This is a genomic window from Flavobacterium sp. 5 (genome assembly GCF_002813295.1).
Taxonomy (GTDB): Bacteria; Bacteroidota; Bacteroidia; order Flavobacteriales; family Flavobacteriaceae; genus Flavobacterium.
In genome coordinates this window covers 2,364,073-2,384,504 of sequence record NZ_PHUE01000001.1, presented here as the reverse complement: position 1 = coordinate 2,384,504, position 20,432 = coordinate 2,364,073, and the positions used below count along the sequence as shown (strand labels likewise).

Below are 20,432 nucleotides of genomic sequence, written 5' to 3'. Positions count from 1 at the left end.
TGCAATACAAATTTCTATATTTAGATTTTATACTATGAAAGATTCAAGACCATTAGTGATTTTTGGCGAAAGCGTTTTGCCTGGCGAAAGTAAAAACATTCAATTAGAAATTGCCCGACTGCATACCACTACAAAACTCACGATTCCAATTATTGTAAAACGTTCCAAAATTGAGGGACCCGTCGTTCTTTTTTCGGGCGGAATTCATGGAGATGAGTTTAATGGTGTCGAGATCGTAAGACAGCTCATTAGTAAAAAAATAAATAAACCCAAAAAAGGGACTATCATTTGTATTCCTATCGTAAACATCTACGGCTTTATTAATAGATCCAGAGATTTTCCTGACGGAAGGGACCTGAATCGTGTGTTTCCCGGAAGCAGAAAAGGATCATTGGCCAGTCGGTTTGCTTATCATATTATTACCGATATTATGCCTCTTGTGGATTATGCAGTCGATTTTCATGCCGGAGGTGCCAGTCGCTTCAATGCTCCTCAAATTAGACTTACACCAAATAATCCGAGTGTAAAATTACTCGCCGATGCCTTTAATGCGCCCTTTACTTTATTCTCAAAAAACATCGCTGGTTCCTTTAGAAGTGCCAGTGAAAAAATAAATGTAAAAATGTTGCTTTTTGAAGGAGGAAAATCTTTGGATATTAATCATGAAGTAGCTCAGGAAGGTATTAATGGAGTCAAACGCCTTTTAAAACATTTGGATATGTTAGACCCAAAACACTATGCTCCTCCACAAAAAAAACAAACCATTTACATCGAAAAATCAGGATGGTTAAGAGCCAAATGTTCTGGTTTGCTAATAGACCACAATATGGTGGGGCAATTTGTGAAAAAAGGAGCTATACTAGGAATGATAACCGATCCCTTCGGGAAATTTGAACGCAAAATAAAAGCGCCAAATGATGGGTATGTTCTTAATGCAAATCACTCTCCGATAGTGTATCAAGGAGACGCCATTTATCATCTTTCGAATACTGGAGAAAGCGAACAGGAAGAAGAATAAAACCTAACATTTATCATATTTTTCAACATTCAATACCCTTATTTTTGAATAAAAAATGAGTCATTATGTTGTATTGGAAAAAGTTATCACAAAAAGATAGACAAGCCCGAATTGAGAACGCTTTACAGGAGAACGTTAATTTTACACTAGACACTTCATTAGGATATCCTGCCTCAAAACTAGACAGTAAAGTGTATTATGAGGAAGCCTCTTTCTTGGCAGATGCTCCAACATTAAAAACCTATGTTGCCAATCCCAACCATATAGGATGCCATACATTAGGCATTTCCGAAAAAGCCTTTAAAGGCACACAAGAAATGGAACGGGAAGTTCTGGATGTACTAGCCGTTGATGTTTTTAAAGCGCAACCCAAATCCTACGATGGGTATATTTCTCCAGGCGGAACCGAAGCTAATATTCAAGCCATTTGGATGTACCGAAATTACTTCTGTTATAAATTGGGTGCGAATTCTTATGAAATAGCAATTTTAGCTTCCGAAGATACGCACTACTCCATTCCAAAAGCTGCTAATGTATTAATGTTAGATTGGCTGAAAGTTCCAGTTGATTTTCAAACCAGAGAAATTGATACTTTCCAGTTGGAAAACATCATCATTAAAGCCAAAAAGCACGGGAAGAAATATTTCATTGTAATCTCAAATATGGGAACCACCATGTTTGGGGCTATTGACGATAGTAATGATTATGTTCAAATTTTAGAAAAACACCACCTTATTTATAAAGTACATCTTGATGCTGCCTATGGCGGTTTTATCTACCCGTTTAGCAACCGAGAATCAGAGCTTAATTTTGAAAATCCAAAAATCAGTTCGATAACAATTGATGCTCACAAAATGCTACAAGCCCCTTATGGCACAGGAATTTTTTTATGCAGAAAAGGATTAATAGAAAACGTTTTGACCAAAGAGGCTGAATATATCGAAGGCATGGATCTAACGCTTTGCGGCAGCCGATCTGGGTCTAATGCCGTTGCCGTTTGGATGATTTTATTCGCCTATGGTCCATTTGGCTGGTGCGAAAAAATACGGGTTTTACAAATGAGAACGCAGTGGTTATGCGATCGACTGGACGAATTGAAAGTCGCTTATTTTAGAGAACCGTTTATGAATATTGTCACTATCCAGTCGCAATTCATCAAAAAAACTTTAGCCAGGAAATTTGATTTAGTACCACAAAAACATAATGATGATAATTCATGGTATAAAATTGTGATTATGGATCATGTAGAAGTAGATCATTTGAGTACTTTTATAACAGATTTAGAAAAATCACTTTATGTTAAAAAAAGCATTACGGACGAAGTATAAAGAGTTACGAAAAGAACTCTCAGAAATTGAAATAGAAGAAAAAAGTTTGGCTATTGCAAATGGGGTACTACCACTTCCTATTTGGGATAAAACGTATTTTCATATTTTTTTACCTATCGTTGAGCACAAAGAAGTCGATACTGAATTCATCCTCCATTTATTGTCTGGAAAAGATAAAGAAATTTTGATTTCAAAAAGTGATTTTGAGACCAGAGGCATGACTCATTTTCTTTTGACAGATAATACCCGAATACAAAAAAACGAATACAACATTCCCGAACCCATTGACGGCATTGAAGTTCCTTCAAAAAAAATCGATGTGGTTTTTGTCCCTCTTTTAGCTTTTGACAAAAAAGGAAACCGTGTGGGTTATGGCAAAGGTTTTTATGATAAATTCTTGAGTGAATGCAAACCCGAAACTATTAAAATTGGACTTTCGTTCTTTGACCCCGAAGAATTAATTTCGGATGTTTTTGAGAGTGATATTTTACTGGATTATTGTGTTACTCCAAGTGGAGTTTTTACTTTTTAGCTTTTACTCTAAATTGGATTTAGTACTTTTGTGACTTAACCTATTATTAAATTATGAAAATATTTAAAGCCCCACGTTTAACTACACAAATAATGATTGTATTGTTTGCTTTAACTTTAGCAAACTGCAGTGTTGGAGTAGCAACCAATAATGGTACCACTAAAACTAAAAAGGTACCTCCCGGACAAGCCAAAAAAATGACCGGTCAAAAAAGCGCCAAAAATTACGCTCCTGGTCATAATAAATAAAACGAAAAGAGGCTGCCTATTAGGACAGCCTCTTTTCATTTTATTTGAAAGCAAAATCAATTATTTCTGAAATGCTTTTTTATTGAATACTATTAAAATTCCAACTCCTGTAGAAATAGCCATATCGGCTACATTGAAGATTGCGTTAAAAAAGGTAAAGTTACGACCTCCAAAATAAGGAACCCATTCCGGCATTGGATAATCCCTTACGAAAGGAAAATAAAACATATCGACTACCTGTCCGTTTAACCAGGTCCCATAAGGTTCTTTTGCAAATATAGTCGCCAATTGTTGATGACTGTCATCAAATATAACGCCATAAAATACAGAATCAATAATGTTTCCTAATGCTCCTGCAAATATCAAGGCAATAGCAACAACAAGATAATTGGAACTTTTCTTTCTTTCTACTGCATCCCATAACCAATAGCCAATTCCCGTTACGGCAAAAAGTCTAAAGACAGTTAGAATTAATTTTCCATAAGCTCCTGGAATTTTAGTTCCCCAAGCCATACCTTCATTTTCAATAAAATGAATCTGGAACCAATTGAATACATGAACCTCTTCTCCTAAAATAAAATTTGTTTTCACATATATTTTAGAGACCTGATCGACCAACAATATAAGAATAATAAGAAAGTATGCTTTGACTAATGACATCTATAAAAATTTTAACGGCGTAAAAGTAATAAATTAAGAAAAAAAAACGCTCCTAAAGGAGCGTTAATTATTGTGGTATAAAGACTTTTATCTTTGTAGATTTTTTGCCTCGATGCTCATTGTAGCATGAGGAACAATTTTTAGTCTTTCTTTTCCAATTAATTTTCCGGTAACTCTACAGACACCGTACGTTTTATTTTCTACTCTAAATAATGCACTCTTCAAATCTCGTATAAACTTTTCTTGACGAATTGCAAGTTGTGAGTTAGCTTCTTTCGACATAATTTCACTACCTTCTTCAAATGCTTTAAACGTTGGGGAAGTATCATCCGTACCGTTGTTAAGGTCATTCATGTAGGCGCTCTTAATCAAATCTAAATCGGCTTGAGCCTTTACGATTTTATTCTGAATGATTTCCTTGAACTCTGCTAAATCAGCGTCAGAGTATCTTGCAACTTCATCTACCATAATACTAATTTTTTGTAATTATTATACTTGTTGTTATTCCATCAAAGTCAATTTCCGTGCCATTCTCCATAATATCCTCAAAAACAAGCATTTCTGTCAGTGTTTCCGATTTAATGTAGTCTTTATTGGCGTTAACTGCTATTTCCAAAGTATCATTCTTTTGCAAATGAACTTTAATTTTATCTGTCACTTCAAATCCAGCATCTTTACGGATGTTTTGAATTCTATTAACTAATTCTCTCGCGATACCTTCTTGTTTCAACTCAGGAGAGATTGTAATATCCAACGCAACCGTTATTCCATTTGAATTGGCAACCAGCCAACCCTCGATATCTTGTGACGATATTTCTACATCTTCTAATGATAAAATTACACTATTTCCCGCAATTACAATGGTTAACGTGCCTTCTTTATCAAATTGTGAGATTTGTTCTGTAGTTAAATTTTGTATCTCTTTGGAAATCAATCCCATATCTTTTCCAAAACGAGGTCCCAATGCCTTGAAATTTGGTTTAATCTGCTTGATCAAAATACCTGAAGCATCATCTAAAAGTACGATTTCTTTTACGTTAACTTCGGCTTTAATTAAGTCTGAAACCGCTTCAATTTCTAGCTTCTGATTCTCGTCAAGTACTGGAATCATTACCTTTTGTAGTGGTTGACGTACCTTAATCATTTCTTTTTTACGTAGTGATAAAACTAGAGAAGAGATAGTCTGCGCTTTCTGCATTTTGCTCTCTAACATTTTATTAACATACTTTTCAACTGAAACTGGGAATTGAGCTAAGTGAACAGACTCAAATTTTTCGGTTTCTGTAGCCTTTGTAAGGTCTCTGTAAAGCGCATCCATAAAGAACGGCGCAATAGGGGCACTCAATTTAGTGATAGTTAATAAACAGGTATAAAGTGTTTGATACGCTGCAATTTTATCTTGTGCGTACTCCCCTTTCCAAAAACGACGACGACACAAACGAACGTACCAGTTACTTAAATTTTCCTGAACGAATTCAGAAATAGCACGAGCCGCTTTTGTAGGTTCGTAATCAGCATAGGCTTCATCAACTACTTTTATTAAAGTATTTAATTCAGATATAATCCACTGGTCAATTTCTGGTCTTTCGTTTACAGGAATTTCAGCTTCCTCATATTTGAAACCATCGATATTAGCGTATAAACTAAAGAATGAATACGTATTGTATAATGTTCCAAAGAACTTACGGCGAACCTCAGCAATTCCTTCTAAATCGAATTTTAAATTGTCCCAAGGATTTGCATTGGATATCATATACCAACGTGTGGCATCAGGACCATATTCTTTTAATGTTTCAAAAGGATCGGCAGCATTACCTAGACGTTTAGACATTTTTTGTCCATTTTTATCTAAAACTAATCCGTTTGAAACTACGTTTTTATAGGCAATTTTATCAAAAACCAAAGTTCCAATAGCGTGTAAAGTATAAAACCAACCACGAGTTTGGTCTACTCCTTCCGCAATAAAATTGGCTGGGAAATCTTTGTTCTCATCAATTTTTTCTTTGTTTTCGAAAGGGTAGTGCCATTGTGCGTAAGGCATTGCTCCAGAATCAAACCAAACATCAATCAAATCAGATTCGCGTTTCATTGGTTTTCCTGATGCTGAAACCAAAGTGATTCCATCAACTACATTTTTATGCAAATCAACTAAATCATAATTTGATTCAGCCATGTTTCCAATTTCAAAACCTTTGAAAGGATTTTCTTTTTGAAAACCTGCTGCAATAGATTTTTCGATTTCGTTGTATAATTCTTCAACAGAACCAATCAGCATTTCTTCTGTTCCTTCTTCGTTTCTCCAGATTGGCAATGGGATCCCCCAAAAGCGAGAACGCGATAAATTCCAGTCGTTGGCATTTTTTAACCAATTTCCAAAACGTCCTTCTCCAGTTGATTTTGGTTTCCAGTTGATAGTTTCGTTCAAATCGAACATTCTATCTCTAACCTCGGTAATTTTTATAAACCAAGAATCCAAAGGATAGTATAAAATAGGCGTATCAGTTCTCCAGCAATGTGGATAACTGTGTACATATTTCTCTACTTTGAATGCTTTATTTTCTTCTTTTAACTGAATAGCAATTTCAACATCTACAGAACGTTCTGGTGCATCACCATCGGCAGCTGTATAATATTCATTCTTAACATATTTTCCAGAGTAAACTCCTAAACCATTGATGAATTTTCCTTGTAGATTTACTAAAGGAACTGGAGTTCCGTTTTCGTCTAAAACCAACATTGGAGGAACTTCTGGAGTAGCTTCTTTCGCTACTTTAGCATCATCTGCACCAAATGTTGGAGCGGTATGTACAATTCCTGTTCCATCTTCAGTAGTAACAAAATCCCCTGAAATTACTCTAAATGCATTTTCTGGATTTTGATATGGTAATGTAAAAGGCAATAATTGTTCGTAACGAATACCAACTAAATCAGCTCCTTTTGCTTCCGCAACTATTTGATACGGTATTTTTTTATCTCCTTCTTTGAAATTTTCAAAATCAGCTGCTTCTGTACTTGCAAAAAACCCTTTCCCGAATTGTTTTCCAACTAAATTTTTAGCCAAAATTACTTTGACAGGACGGAACGTATATTGATTGAAAGTTTCTACTAAAACATAATCAATTTTTGGTCCAACTGTCAACGCAGTATTCGATGGCAAAGTCCAAGGCGTAGTCGTCCAAGCCAAAATATGAATATCTCCAAAACCTTGTAAAAAATTGGGTAATGAATCAGTTGTCGCTTTAAACTGAGCTACAATTGTAGTATCAGTCACATCACGGTAAGAACCTGGCTGATTTACTTCGTGAGAAGACAATCCCGTTCCTGCTTTTGGAGAATATGGCTGAATAGTATACCCTTTGTACATCAAATCTTTATTATAGATTTGTTTCAAAAGCCACCAAACAGACTCCATGTATTTGGATTTATAAGTAATATATGGATCTTCCATATCTACCCAATATCCCATTTTTTCGGTCAAATCATTCCATACGTCGGTATAACGCATAACGGTTTTTTTACACGCTTCGTTATACTCTTCAACCGTAATTGATTTTCCTATGTCTTCTTTGGTAATTCCAAGTTCTTTCTCGGTACCTAATTCTACAGGCAATCCGTGAGTATCCCAACCAGCTTTACGCTTTACTTGAAATCCTTTTTGAGTTTTATATCTGCAAAAAATATCTTTAATTGCACGTGCCATCACGTGGTGAATTCCAGGCAATCCATTTGCCGAAGGTGGTCCTTCAAAAAACACGAAAGGTTCAGCTCCTTTGCGAGTGGTTACACTCTTTTCAAATATATTTTCTTTCTTCCAAAAATCAAGTACTTCTGACGCTACTGTTGGCAAGTCAAGTCCTTTGTATTCAGTAAATTTTGTGCTCATTTTATCCTTTTCTTAATCGTGGTGCGAAAGTAATGAATTTTGATAAAAAATCATTTGTAAATGTTCTTTTAATTATTTTATCTAAAAACCATTCAAAAAACCAAATCGTTGTTTATTTATTATTTTAATCTAAAACCGAAAGTGTCACTTTTACAATATCATCCAAAGACGCTTTATCCATTCCTGAAGATCTTGCAGATACTCGAATACCCGAATAACTATTAAAAATAAATCGGGCCAAAGCTAAAGCATCCTTATCTTTCGATATAGTTCCAATTTCCTGCCCTTTTTGAAGAGCTTCAAAGAAAAAACCTTGTACCTCGTTACGATTATCGTTTACAATTTTCGCTATTTCTTTATCGTGAATAGCCAATTCAGTCGTTGTATTTACCATAAAACAACCTTTATTTTCTGAAGCTTGCAACGTTTCTAAAACGGCTTGTTTAAAAATTGCTCTAATTGTTTCTTTTATATCTTTTGAATTCACTAATACTTCTTTCAAACCATCACCATTTTGCTTGCGATATTGTTGTAATGCTTTTATAAAAAGTGTATGCTTATCGCTAAATGTATCATAAATGCTCGAACGGCTAAGTCCTAAATGATTGACTAAGTCTTGTGCCGAAGCGCCATTATACCCTTTATCCCAAAAAAGCGAAATTGCTTTATCAAGAATTTCTTCCTCGTTAAACTGCTTAGTACGTGCCATAAAAAAAGCTTTGTATAATTTATATACAAAGCTAGTTATTCGGAACGATTGTTCCAAATTTAATTAAAAAAATAATTAAACTACTGCGTTAACAATCAATCCTCCATCAACAACCAATTCTGTTCCTGTGATAAATGAAGCATCTGAAGAAGCTAAGAAAGTAACCGATTTTGCAATTTCTTCTGGTTGAGCAAAACGATTTAAAAGAATTTTTTCGCCTAAAACTTTACCAAATCCATTCACTTCCTCTTGAGTTAATCCTAATTTCCCATAAAGTGGAGTTTCTACTGGACCAGGAGAAATAGCATTAATTCTAATTTTTCTTGGAGCCAATTCGGTAGCAAAAACGCGATTTAAAGACAACAAAGCTCCTTTACTTGCTGCATATACACTAGAATTTGGCATTCCGACAGATGCATTAATTGATGTGTTTAACACAACAGACCCACCGTCGTTTAATATTGGAAGTAATTTTTGCAATGTAAAATAAACTCCTTTTACATTTACATTCATTATTGAATCATAATGTTCTTCTGAAGCTTGGTCAAGAGGAGCAAAAGCAGCCAATCCTGCATTTAAAAAAACGATATCAATTTTTCCAAATTTTGATTTTACCTCATCAACCAAACTATCGATTGATTTCAAATCGGATTGATCAGAAACAATTCCAGTAACTCCTAATTCTTGAGCTGCTTTATTTGTCGCTTGTTCATTTCTTCCTGTAATGATAACTTGTGCACCATTTTCTTTAAAATCTTTGGCTGTTGCATAACCAATTCCACTATTTCCTCCGGTAACAATGGCAATCTTGTTTGATAATTTGTTCATTTTATTATTTTTTAATGATTATTACAATTTGATAGTACAAATGTATAATAACGGAACGATTGTTCCGTTATTAATTGTGTTAATACTTTGTTAATTTTAATTACTTGAAAATCAAGAGAAAACCTCTTTTAAAACATCTAAAGATTTTGGTCGTTTGAAACCATCGAGATGAAAGCTATAATAATCAATTAAAATTTTGAGTAGTATTTGTCTCTCAATAACATGAAAAACTTTTTCATCATTGTCAAATTTTAAATTAATTAATTTTTTAAACAAATTAGTTTCATGTTCAGAAAGAGAACTAACAGCATGAAAAGGAGTAAAAACACCCTCAGTCATTTCAAAAAATGGCATATCCGTATCGGAAGTATCAGGATAAAAACCGAGATATTTAGTTGCTTCCAACATAAAAATCAAATGAAAATTTGAAATTTCATCATGTTCGTCTAACCAATGCAAAGCGGTTTCTAAAAAGGTGAACAGCGATTCGTTTTTTTCTTCTTCATGGATTGAATGGTGCAAAATTTCGGAGAGGAACAAAACCATTGTACTCTTAAAAATATCCGAATGTATAGAATGAAAAGGTGAAGCAATTTTTACTTCTTTGAAATTTTCTAAAGTTCCCTTGTTTTTATGAACCGCTTCAATTTCTATAATGGTCAAAGGCTGAAAATAAGCCATTTTTGAGCTCCCTTTTCGAGAAGAAAAAGCATCACGGACGATATAAGATTTCAAACCATTAGAAAGCGTAAAACATTTTACAATTAAGCTTTTTTCTTGAAATTTTAAAGCCGAAATAACGATTGCTTTAGTTTTTACTTGCATTTTTTTTATTTAAAGTTTATAGTTTCAGGTCATAAAAACTATAAACAAGCTATCTAATAATCATTACTTTTTTGACTTTGGTTTCACTACCGTCTTGAGCTGATATAAAAATCATATACACACCAGAAGCCACTTTGTATTTGCCAAAAGCAGTTGTGTCCCATTCTAAAGTTCCGCCCTCGGATGTAGCTTCGAACACTAGATTGCCCGCAACATCGGTTATTTTCACATTGGCCTTGTTGAGCAATCCATTTATTTTTACTGTTCCGGAATATTCCGGGCGAACAGGATTTGGGTATACATATACATTGCTTAAATCATCGCTTGCTGATGTAGCAATACCTTTGAATGAAATTAAACCTTTGGAAGTCGCTATAAAAACTTCACCAGTACTACTATTGATGCTAATATCGTTTATGACATTACTAGGCAAAGGTGAATTGTCTATTGTGAAATGATACTTGGTTTCCTGACCATTTGCAGAGACCAAAAATACACCAGCATCTGCAGTTGCAATCCATTTTTCGTTGGCACCATTTACTTCGATATCGGTTATAAATTGTTCGTAAAGTAATTCTTGAGCTAGATTATCCTCCAGAATAATAATACTTTCGGTTGTTAACTGACTTTCCGTTTGAAAGTCATTAACATTAGACAAAACTCTCAATCCTTTTGGGGTTCCAATCCAAAGTTGATTTTTAGTATCCACGGCAAGAGCCCGAACATCTTGTATTGGTAAATTTCCCTGATCTGTACCGAAAGTGATTTTTTTGAATGTGTTGCTACTTTCATTAAAACCTATTACACCATTTATATTAGTTGACATCCATTTTGTACCATATTTATCGATAACCATTCGGCCAAAATCATTATTTCTATATGTTGTCAAAATCTTATCCATCGCATAACTTTTCCATTGTCCGCTGGGACTTAACATATGTAAGCCATTTACAACTCTGCAATTAGTTACCCATAAATTACCAGATTTATCAAAAGCTGCTCCATTGATTCGTATATCAATATAATTGGGATCTGGCGGACTAAGAACTAAAGACTCTAAATTACTATTAGTTTGATCGTATAAAATTGTTGGTACGTCGTTTTGTATTTTTAACAATCCAGAGAAAAAGGAACTAGCATACACCTCTTTTTCGTTCGTTGGATTAATTGCAATTTGGGATATAGATTTGGCTCCAAGTACTTCATCAAAAGGAATATTTAACCATCCGGATGTTGAATATTTACTAATTCCTAAATCATCCAATGGATACGGATTATAAAAAATATCATAATCTCCATAAACTGCCCAAAGCTGTGTTGATGAGGCTTGCAGAGCGAAAACATTATTTAATGAAGGCCCCATTGGTGTTATGTTATCAAATGTTGAAGCTGATGAAAGTGAAGTCGTAATCAATCCATTTTCAGTGGTGCCTATAAAAACAATTGAACCTATTATAGTAGCACAACTAAACTCAGATCGCATGCCTAGAATTTGGTCTTTATTTATTTGACGCTCCAAAACCATTTGTTTGTTATATATGAAAACGCTACTGGGTGTTGTTATAATCAAATAATCGGGAGTGGATCGAAAATTGGTAGTAGCCTCAGGCAATGATAAAAAACCATTAAAAGTACTTGATCCCGAATCATATTTATGAACATAGCCCCCCACATTTACAGCATACAAATCAGTTTCCAATGCTGCAATTCCTGACCAATCACCTGTATTGGTCACTTGCCATTGTTTGTAATCTATTAAATTAGGATTGGTTATGTCTGCTTTTCGAATACCGCTGGAGGTGGCTGCATAAATAAATCCATTGTAAATGGCACTTTGGGATACTTTGATTTCAGCTCCATTGTCGCCAATGAAATAGGTGTCACCAAATTTTAAAGTAGCTAAGTTAAATTGTACTATCCCAAAATCGGTGGAGACATACACAATTCCGTTGTACTCCATAAAGCCATTGATTTGCTTTATGTTGGTTGGTAAATTTTTATTGATAATATCGACTACTTTGAGCATCGATCCATCGGCTTCATTAATAACCGTTAATAAACCATTTTGATATCCAACAATTGTTTTATTGAATGTTGAACTATAATACAATGCCGTAATAGTTTCACCAGCAAGTCCATCTATTGTAGTGGTGGTTTTTATAATGTTGGTACTATTATTTTTAGAAAACAGGGCATTTTCAGAAGCTGCATAAATTGATTTGGGTGATTCGGAAAGGGCTTTGATTTGGGTATAAGAAAAATATCCCTGCCAAGACAAATTACTTTGCGCAAAAGTGGTTTGTACTACGAATAAAAAAAGTAGGTATAGAAGTCTTTTTGACATGGAACAACATTTGATTTACAAATATAGTACAAAGGAAAGAAATAAGGATTTTTGAATTTTACAATAGAATTTGATTGGGTATTAAAGATGCGTGGTTTTTTCATTATGCCTACCCGAATCGATAGTGAATGGACGAAGTAAATTTCCCAACCACAAAACCATCTTTAAATTTAGCCTAAAACACTAATCACGGCAAACGGCTGTACGTTCGTACTTCTAGTTAATATTTTCTTTCAAAAGACTTTCCATTGAATCGATATACACCACTTGGATTTGCTCCTCCAAACCACAATTCTCCTTGTTTGCTTTTATATATAGTCCAAATGTGATTGCTTTCAAGTCCATCCTCTTTAGTGAAATTTTTCACGGACTTACCATCATATTTCCAAACACCAGACCCTACAGTACCAAACCAAATGTTTCCTGTAGTATCTTCTCCAATCGAAAAAACCTTTTCAAGAGAATTACCTTTCGTATACTCTTTCTTTAATTTGTGTTGTGCAGTGAAATTGACGACTTTTTTTCCATCATATTTCAAAACGCCCATTCCATTGTTACCAATCCAAAGATTTCCCTTACTGTCTTCAAATAGGCTTCGAACATGCAAATAGTTAGTTTCTGAGTTAAATTGAAGATATTCATTATCCAATATTTTAAAATCTGAACCATTATATCCTATTACCGCACCGTAAGCTCCAAACCAAACAATTCCATTTTTACCTTTGACAAAGGGTGTTGAAATGTAATATTTAAACCCATCTCCAGGTTTAGGTGTAACAGGAAACAGGCGATAGGAAAGCTTTTGTCCTTCATATTGATACACCCCGGGATACTTTTCAAGTTTATTGTACCCCTCAATTTCATCACCTTTAAACCAAATATCCCTTTTATTTAACTTCCACTCGTTCTTTGAATTGTAATTTCGTTCTTTGTATATATTTATGTCTTTACCATCATAAGTACTCAAACCTCTGCCACATTCAAACCAAATTAGACCATTTTTATCTTCATAAATATTCCTAACCTGATTGTCACTTAAACCGTTTTTTGTTGTAAAATATTGGAACTTCCCATTATGAAGCAAACACACTCCTTCGTTGTAACTACCAAACCAAACATTTCCTTTACTATCCTCTAAAATTGAACGAACTCCTGTTGTGTATTTTAATCTTACGGCGTTGATTCCTTTATCAAGGTGTTGAACACTGTTTTTATCGTGTACAATATTATTTGTTTCTGTTGATTGGCTTTGCTTATTACAAGAGATTGTTACCATAATCAAAAACATGTAATAAACGATAAATATGTTTTGACTCACTGATTTTACTCTCATTCTGTTGGTTTTTAGTATGTCGCACGACGTTCTGACGCTACGAAGTTTGGGACTAAATTAAGATTTATTTTTCTGTTAATAGCTTAAAATCCTAGTACAAAACCAATTTAATAGTAAGCCAAATGCCCAAATCTTATGAAACTGTTGTTAGCTGTAGCTAAAAAATTTCTACAATTGTGATTCTAACTTTAAAACCCTTTCTTTAATTTCATTTACAGTTAATTCCGTTTTAGTATTTGACTTCAACACATTTTCAAGTGCTATAATTTGAGCTTTTATGAATGCTTTTTCTGAACTTATTTTTATATCTGCATCAATACCTATATGTTCCCAATTGGTTTTTGTGATAGCATTTTTTTCAATTGATATTGGGATGAATAATTGATATTTTTTGCCAATAAAAAATACTTTTACAGGATTTGCTGCTCCATAAGTTTTATCTCCAATTATTTTTGCAATTTTATTTTGTTGTAAATTATAGGCTAATGCCTCCGCCGCAGAAATAGTTTTGTTGTTTACAAGAATATATACGGGTTTATCTAAATACTTTTTACCATTGACTTTTTTAGTTGTGTAATAGTTTGTAGTCTCGTCATTATATCTTGTATACGTCTCATTTAATTTTATTTTTTGATCGAAAAAGTAACTTAAAAAAAGTTCGACCATTTTGCCATCACCACCTTGATTGTTTCTTAAGTCTATAATTAATGCATTAGTATTTGAAACAAAGTTCATTGTTGCATCTAAAATTTGTTGAGCAGATTTATTTCCTTCAGGAAATCCAGTATATTCGATATAGCCAATATTTCCATCTAATCTTATAACTTTTTCAAAACCATAATTCCATTGTCTATTAATGGAATCATATTTTTGCAGCAATTCTTTTTCATTTACTTTTTTTTCATCTTCTTCATTGGGACGATATAACACATTGAAGTGCAAATCATTTCCATTTTTGGTTAAATAAGAGGAAAGAGATTTTGCAAATTCTTTATCCGTAAGATTGTCAAAAGTTTTAAGTTCTATTTCTGACTTTAATTTTTTTGAAAGTTGATTTGCCACATCTTCGAAAATGTAATATTTATTAATGTTATCGGCTATTTCAACTATTTGTCTATTTCGTTCCGTTAAATCCTGAGCATTTGCTTTTAAGTTGAAACAGCTAATAATGCTAACTAATAATAGATTCAATACTATTTTCATTTTTTTAGATTTTACAATTAGTAATTATTTTATTTAAAGTTTTATTGAGTAAATCAATTTCTTCCAATGACAAACCATTTAGTGCTGTTTTTCTGTTTATTTGGATAATTGGCGATAATAATTCGATTGTAGTTTTTCCTTTTTCAGTTATTTCGAGATTAAATTTCCTTCTATCTTCTTTATGAATAGTTCTGTTTAAATACTCTTTTTTAACCATTAATTCTATCATTCTAGTAATAGACGCATTGTCTTTAAATATAAGATTTGCTAATACATTTTGAGGAATTTTGCCATCCTCGTTAAGGATTATCAAAATTAGACATTGATCAACTGTAATATCTTTTACAACTTTCGTAATGTTTTTTTGTGATACTTTTCTATACTCCTTAATTGCTTGTTCGATTAGATAAAGTACAGTTCCGGTGGGGTTATTAATATCCATATTTTAATTATTTGATACAAATATAATTGATATATCAATATAATCTAAAAGAAATTAATTTTTTATCTATTTTTTTCGGGGTTTTGAGGGTTCCTTACTGTTTTCCCCTATATAAATGCTGGTATGCACCCAGATGTGGGTAGATTGGCGTTATAAAATTGTTTTTTGTTGTATGCTAAAGTGTGAAAAAATCTTTAAATAAACTTTTGTCTGTAGCAAGTTGTAGCAATTGATAACATTTCTCAATGGTAAATAATTGAAGCTTTGTCTAGTGTTACTCCTTGTAATAGTAGTCCCGTTTTTTTGCCTTACAGCATCAAGTACGAGTAAAATTCACCTATTATACACTGCACATCTCCCACAAAACGGTACGTTACCTCCCTAAAAACAGGAGTAGACCTCCCTATAAACCAACGTTTTTGCAAAAATTACAATTCATATAATAGACAATTTCATCATTATAGTCTTTGGCAACTCATTATTAGTTGTTTTACTGGTGATAAACACCAATAGAATTGGTTCATAGTACCAACACTATAGGTGATCCGCAACTCTATTATTAGTGCTTCGTACCTCTGTTGTTGGTACGAAGCACCTCTATTATTATGGTTAGACACTCTATTTTAATGGTTTTGCCCGCGAAAGGGATAGGAGCAAGCTACCGAAGTAGCGCGTATAGCCCGACCGCCACTAGAGAAAAGGGCCTATACCCGCTGCTATTGATAGCCCTTTTTCTAGTGGGGGTTTTGCCCAAATTATAATTCTTAGAGCAAAAAAAATGCCTTTATCATTGACGATAAAGGCATTTTGAATTAGGATTAGAGTATATTATACTACTCCTTGAGCTAGCATTGCATCGGCAACTTTTACGAATCCAGCGATATTAGCGCCTCTTACGTAGTCGGTAAAACCCGTAGCATCTGTACCATATTTTACACATGAAGCGTGAATTGCTGCCATGATTGCTTTTAATCTTTCGTCAACTTCTTCCGAAGTCCAACTCAAACGTAATGAGTTTTGAGACATTTCAAGTCCTGAAGTTGCTACTCCACCTGCATTTGAGGCTTTTCCTGGTGCAAATAAAATTTTAGCTTTTTGGAAAACGTGAACGGCTTCTGGTGTTGATGGCATGTTTGCTCCTTCGGCAACACAGATACAACCATTAGCAACAAGTGTTTTAGCTTCGTCTTCGTCTAACTCGTTTTGAGTTGCACACGGCAAGGCAACATCACATTTTACTTCCCATGGACGTTTACCAGCTACATATTTTGCATTTGGATATTTAGCAAGGTAATCGCTAATTCTTCCTCTTAACTCATTTTTAATTTCCATTACGTATGCCAATTTCTCAGCATCAATTCCGTCTGCATCATAGATATATCCAGCAGAATCTGATAGAGTTACTACTTTACCACCCAATTGAGTTGCTTTTTCGGCTGCATATTGAGCTACGTTTCCAGACCCAGAGATCACTACTGTTTTCCCCTCGAAGCTTTCTCCTTTGGTAGCCAACATACTTTGTGCAAAATATACATCACCGTATCCTGTAGCTTCTGGACGAATTAATGATCCTCCAAAAGAAATTCCTTTACCGGTTAAAACTCCTGTAAATTCGTTTCTCAATCTCTTGAACTGACCAAACATATATCCTACTTCTCTACCTCCTACTCCAATATCTCCAGCCGGTACATCGGTATCAGCTCCAATATGTTTTGATAATTCGGTCATGAAAGCTTGACAAAAACGCATTACTTCGTTATCTGATTTTCCTTTCGGATCAAAATCGGCTCCACCTTTTCCACCACCCATTGGTAATGTAGTCAAACTGTTTTTGAAGGTTTGCTCGAAAGCTAAAAACTTCAAAATACTTAAATTAACAGATGGATGAAAACGAATTCCTCCTTTATATGGTCCGATAGCCGAATTCATTTGAATACGGTATCCTCTATTTACTTGTGTATCACCTTTGTCGTCTGTCCAGACTACACGGAACATAATGATACGATCTGACTCGACCATTCTTTCCAAGAGCATTTTGTTTTGATATTTTTTATTTTCTTCGATAAAAGGAATAACTGTTTCAGCAACTTCGGTAACAGCTTGCATAAATTCCAGCTCGTTTGGATTTTTTTTGGCAACTAATTCGATAAAATCTGTAATACTTTTTGACATAATTATAAAATTATAAACGTTAGATAAACGCTTCCGTTAGTTTTGCAAATATACATCTTATTCAAATATTTTAACTTTTTTAATGCCTTTTTAGAGTAAAATTATCTTTTTATTAGTCATTTATAAAAAATCATATATATGAAACAATGTATTTACGAAATCGATATAGTATTGATAATAATTATAAAGATATACACTTTTTTTTATTTTTTATTTTTTAATAATTTCTATCTTAGTAGTTTTTATATCTTTGTCAAGTCTCGATAATGCCACCTACTATGACTAAACTAAAAATAATCGCTTTCTTATTACTAACTGTTCTACCATTTAGTTCCTTTTCTCAAACAGGAATTACTCATGAGATAGGAGTAATAGCTGGGCGAATTGAATTCCGTTCTGATTATGGACAACGTAACGATTCAAAAACCAATTTAAATAATATGGGATTTGGAGTTTCTTTTGTTGACTATATGAACTTTTCCTATACTGACTATGTAAATGACTATCTAGCAGAACATTTCAAAATAAGAAATGAATTTTCGTATAGTAAAACCAATTTGAAGCATTACGGACAATGGATTGAGAAAAATACTATCGGATCTAAACAACTGAAAGCAATGCGAGGTTCAACTCAGTTGATTAATTTAGGTTTCCAACTTGAATATAACTTTATAAATATTCACGATTTTGAGAATACAGTAGGAAGTTTTGAACCCTACATCAGTTTGGGACCACAAGTTAGTTATTATACTGCTACTGCAACTTCTGAATTGGGAGAACTTGGAAATATAACAACTACTCCTGCCAAATATTTAATCCCATCTGACGGACATCCTCATGGCTATTCTAATGAAAGCAAAGTAGTCTTTTCTGGAGCTTTAAATATTGGAACCCGTTACAAACTCAATAAAATGTCTGATCTTGTATTTGACATTAGAGCTCAATACTTCAGTTCGGACTGGGTTGATGGACTAAATCCTAATGAAGATTTATTTAAAGAAAACAAAAACAACGATTGGTTAACTTTTATTGGATTAGGATATATTTTCTATTTTGACCATTAAAAACAAACAATTCCTTTTATAAAAAAAACTCCAACTTTTACTAAGATAGAAGTTGGAGTTTTTAGTTTTATGCTAATGCTTGATCTAAGTCGGCAATTAAATCTTCGGCATCTTCAATACCAACACTCAAACGAACTAAATCATCGGTAATTCCTCCTTCTTTCCTTTTATCTTCTGGAATCGACGCATGCGTCATTAAAGCTGGATGATTGGCTAAAGATTCTACACCTCCTAGTGATTCTGCAAGCGTAAATACTTTTAGTTTTTCTAAAAATTGTACAGCCTCTTCTTTTTCACCAGATACAAAGGTAAAAGAAACCATCCCTCCAAATCCGCTCATTTGCTTTTTTGCAATTTCATGATACGGATGAGTTGGTAATCCAGGATAATAAACTGTTTTAATCTTCGGATGACTGTTCAAGAATTCTACCACTTTAGTTCCATTTTCACAATGCCTTTGTACTCGCAAATGCAATGTTTTAATTCCTCTCAGCACCAAAAAACTATCCATTGGTCCAAGTGTTGCTCCTGTGGCAAATTGTTGAAAATGTAATTGGTCTCCCAATGCTTCATCTTTTACAATTAAAGCACCAGCAATTACATCTGAATGTCCTCCCAAATATTTGGTTGCCGAGTGCATTACTATATCAGCTCCTAAATCTAATGGTTTTTGTAAATAAGCTGTTGCAAACGTATTATCTACAGCAAAAAGAATATTATTCGCTTTTGTAATTTTTGCTATTTCCTGAATATCGGCTAGTTTCATTAACGGATTGGTTGGCGTTTCAACCCAGACCAATTTTGTATTAGTATTTATCAACGACTTAAAATTATCCAAATCATTCATATCAACAAAATGAAATTTTATTCCCGAATCTTTATATATACGGGTAAACATGCGATACGTTCCTCCGTATAAATCATCCATAGCAATGATCTCATCACCCGCTTTAAAAGATCGTAAAAGACAATCTGTTGCCGCCAGTCCAGATGAGAAAGCCAATCCTCGTGTTCCATTTTCGATACTTGCCAATGCATTTTCCAGAGCCGTTCGTGTTGGATTTGCCGCTCTGCTATACTCATAATCCGGGTTCAAAGGTTTTCCAGGGCTAGTTTGTACAAATGTAGAAGTTTGATAAACAGGAGGCATTACCGCACCTGTACTTGGATCATGATGTTGACCTCCATGAATTACTTTAGTGTTGAATTTCATTTTATATTTTTTTTATTAGTGCAAAAAAGCCTGTTTAAATTTTAAAAGAATAACATATAAGATTTTTGCGATAAAGAACATATAAAAACTTAAATGACTTATATGTTTAATTTTAAACCTCCTATAAATCAATATTTTTTATGTTCTGCTAAATCAAAAGACTATACAAACTTTCTGAGGCTCATCATAATTCCAATATGCAAGCCTTCGTGAAAATTATTGAATTCAATTGCACCCACTGCACTTTTCAAAATAAATCCAGTAGAAGTTGGATATTCCTGATAATTTACAAAAACACCATTGTTATAATCTACTTCCGTTTTATGTAAAGTATCAAACAACAATTCCTTTATCTCCTCTACTTCTGCTTGCGTTACATCATTCTCTGGTTTAGTTCCTTTTCGGTATTTTTCTACCATTGCATCCGATACCATCATCGGTAATCCTGATAATTTGTAAACTAATATTTGCTGTGTCACTATAACATGAGCAATATTCCAAATTAAATTATTAGTAAATCCTTCTGGAATTTTGTTTAATTGTTCTAATGTATAATTTTCAAAATAAGCATCTAACATTTTTCTACTAGTGCTGTTAACTTCGAATGTATCTTTCATAATATCTTTAATT

General features: G+C 33.6%; 18 protein-coding genes. 5 read left to right on the top strand and 13 right to left on the bottom strand.

Annotation, left to right across the window (positions count from 1 at the left end):
• The first annotated feature begins 34 nt into the window (after window positions 1-34).
• The 4 genes from CLU82_RS09700 (at window position 35) to CLU82_RS09685 (ending at window position 3,126) form a co-directional block, all read left to right on the top strand.
• Window positions 35-1,018: a succinylglutamate desuccinylase/aspartoacylase family protein gene (locus tag CLU82_RS09700; protein WP_100842906.1), complete on the top strand. Its 984-nt coding sequence runs from the start codon at window positions 35-37 to the stop codon at window positions 1,016-1,018.
• Between the two features lie 65 nt (window positions 1,019-1,083).
• A complete protein-coding gene (locus CLU82_RS09695) occupies window positions 1,084-2,346 on the top strand; it encodes a pyridoxal-dependent decarboxylase (RefSeq protein WP_100842905.1) in 1,263 nt (420 codons plus the stop codon).
• Complete coding sequence (locus CLU82_RS09690; protein WP_100842904.1) at window positions 2,315-2,878, top strand: 5-formyltetrahydrofolate cyclo-ligase; 564 nt, start codon at window positions 2,315-2,317, stop codon at window positions 2,876-2,878. The genes CLU82_RS09695 and CLU82_RS09690 overlap by 32 nt, the downstream gene beginning before the upstream one ends.
• A gap of 53 nt (window positions 2,879-2,931) precedes the next feature.
• Complete coding sequence (locus CLU82_RS09685) at window positions 2,932-3,126, top strand: hypothetical protein (RefSeq protein WP_100842903.1); 195 nt, start codon at window positions 2,932-2,934, stop codon at window positions 3,124-3,126.
• A gap of 60 nt (window positions 3,127-3,186) precedes the next feature.
• Here CLU82_RS09685 and CLU82_RS09680 read toward each other — a convergent pair whose 3' ends face one another.
• The 11 genes from CLU82_RS09680 to gdhA form a co-directional block, all read right to left on the bottom strand.
• Window positions 3,187-3,786, bottom strand: a complete 600-nt coding sequence (locus tag CLU82_RS09680; RefSeq protein WP_100842902.1) for a lipoprotein signal peptidase — start codon at window positions 3,784-3,786, stop codon at window positions 3,187-3,189.
• An 87-nt stretch (window positions 3,787-3,873) separates the two neighbouring features.
• The gene (locus tag CLU82_RS09675) at window positions 3,874-4,254 is read right to left on the bottom strand and encodes a TraR/DksA C4-type zinc finger protein (protein ID WP_100842901.1); all 381 of its coding nucleotides are present in this window, start codon (window positions 4,252-4,254) and stop codon (window positions 3,874-3,876) included.
• A gap of 4 nt (window positions 4,255-4,258) precedes the next feature.
• On the bottom strand, window positions 4,259-7,669 hold the full coding sequence (gene ileS / locus CLU82_RS09670; RefSeq protein ID WP_100842900.1) for an isoleucine--tRNA ligase: 3,411 nt from the start codon (window positions 7,667-7,669) through the stop codon (window positions 4,259-4,261).
• 124 nt (window positions 7,670-7,793) lie between these two features.
• Window positions 7,794-8,378 carry a TetR/AcrR family transcriptional regulator gene (locus CLU82_RS09665; RefSeq protein ID WP_100842899.1) on the bottom strand — a complete coding sequence of 195 codons (585 nt, stop codon included), beginning with the start codon at window positions 8,376-8,378 and terminating at the stop codon, window positions 7,794-7,796.
• A 75-nt stretch (window positions 8,379-8,453) separates the two neighbouring features.
• A complete protein-coding gene (locus tag CLU82_RS09660) occupies window positions 8,454-9,206 on the bottom strand; it encodes a glucose 1-dehydrogenase (protein ID WP_100842898.1) in 753 nt (250 codons plus the stop codon).
• Between the two features lie 111 nt (window positions 9,207-9,317).
• Window positions 9,318-10,031: a DNA repair protein RecO gene (gene recO, locus CLU82_RS09655; protein ID WP_100842897.1), complete on the bottom strand. Its 714-nt coding sequence runs from the start codon at window positions 10,029-10,031 to the stop codon at window positions 9,318-9,320.
• A gap of 49 nt (window positions 10,032-10,080) precedes the next feature.
• Window positions 10,081-12,375, bottom strand: coding sequence for a T9SS type A sorting domain-containing protein (locus CLU82_RS09650; protein ID WP_100842896.1), 2,295 nt, complete (start codon window positions 12,373-12,375; stop codon window positions 10,081-10,083).
• A gap of 220 nt (window positions 12,376-12,595) precedes the next feature.
• Window positions 12,596-13,708: a two-component regulator propeller domain-containing protein gene (locus CLU82_RS09645; RefSeq protein ID WP_100842895.1), complete on the bottom strand. Its 1,113-nt coding sequence runs from the start codon at window positions 13,706-13,708 to the stop codon at window positions 12,596-12,598.
• Window positions 13,709-13,876: 168 nt separating this feature from the next.
• Entirely contained in the window at window positions 13,877-14,911 is a 1,035-nt protein-coding gene (locus tag CLU82_RS09640) for a S41 family peptidase (RefSeq protein ID WP_100842894.1), read from the bottom strand.
• 4 nt (window positions 14,912-14,915) lie between these two features.
• Window positions 14,916-15,353, bottom strand: coding sequence for a MarR family winged helix-turn-helix transcriptional regulator (locus CLU82_RS09635; RefSeq protein ID WP_100842893.1), 438 nt, complete (start codon window positions 15,351-15,353; stop codon window positions 14,916-14,918).
• An 828-nt stretch (window positions 15,354-16,181) separates the two neighbouring features.
• Complete coding sequence (gene gdhA, locus CLU82_RS09630) at window positions 16,182-17,525, bottom strand: NADP-specific glutamate dehydrogenase (protein ID WP_100842892.1); 1,344 nt, start codon at window positions 17,523-17,525, stop codon at window positions 16,182-16,184.
• Window positions 17,526-17,803: 278 nt separating this feature from the next.
• Between gdhA and CLU82_RS09625 the strand changes: the two genes are divergently transcribed.
• Entirely contained in the window at window positions 17,804-18,589 is a 786-nt protein-coding gene (locus CLU82_RS09625) for a glutamate dehydrogenase (protein WP_100844998.1), read from the top strand.
• Window positions 18,590-18,656: 67 nt separating this feature from the next.
• Here the strand turns inward: CLU82_RS09625 and CLU82_RS09620 are convergent, their stop codons facing one another.
• Window positions 18,657-19,802, bottom strand: coding sequence for a cystathionine gamma-synthase (locus CLU82_RS09620; protein WP_100842891.1), 1,146 nt, complete (start codon window positions 19,800-19,802; stop codon window positions 18,657-18,659).
• A gap of 161 nt (window positions 19,803-19,963) precedes the next feature.
• A complete protein-coding gene (locus CLU82_RS09615) occupies window positions 19,964-20,419 on the bottom strand; it encodes a DinB family protein (RefSeq protein WP_100842890.1) in 456 nt (151 codons plus the stop codon).
• Between the last annotated feature and the right edge of the window lie 13 nt (window positions 20,420-20,432).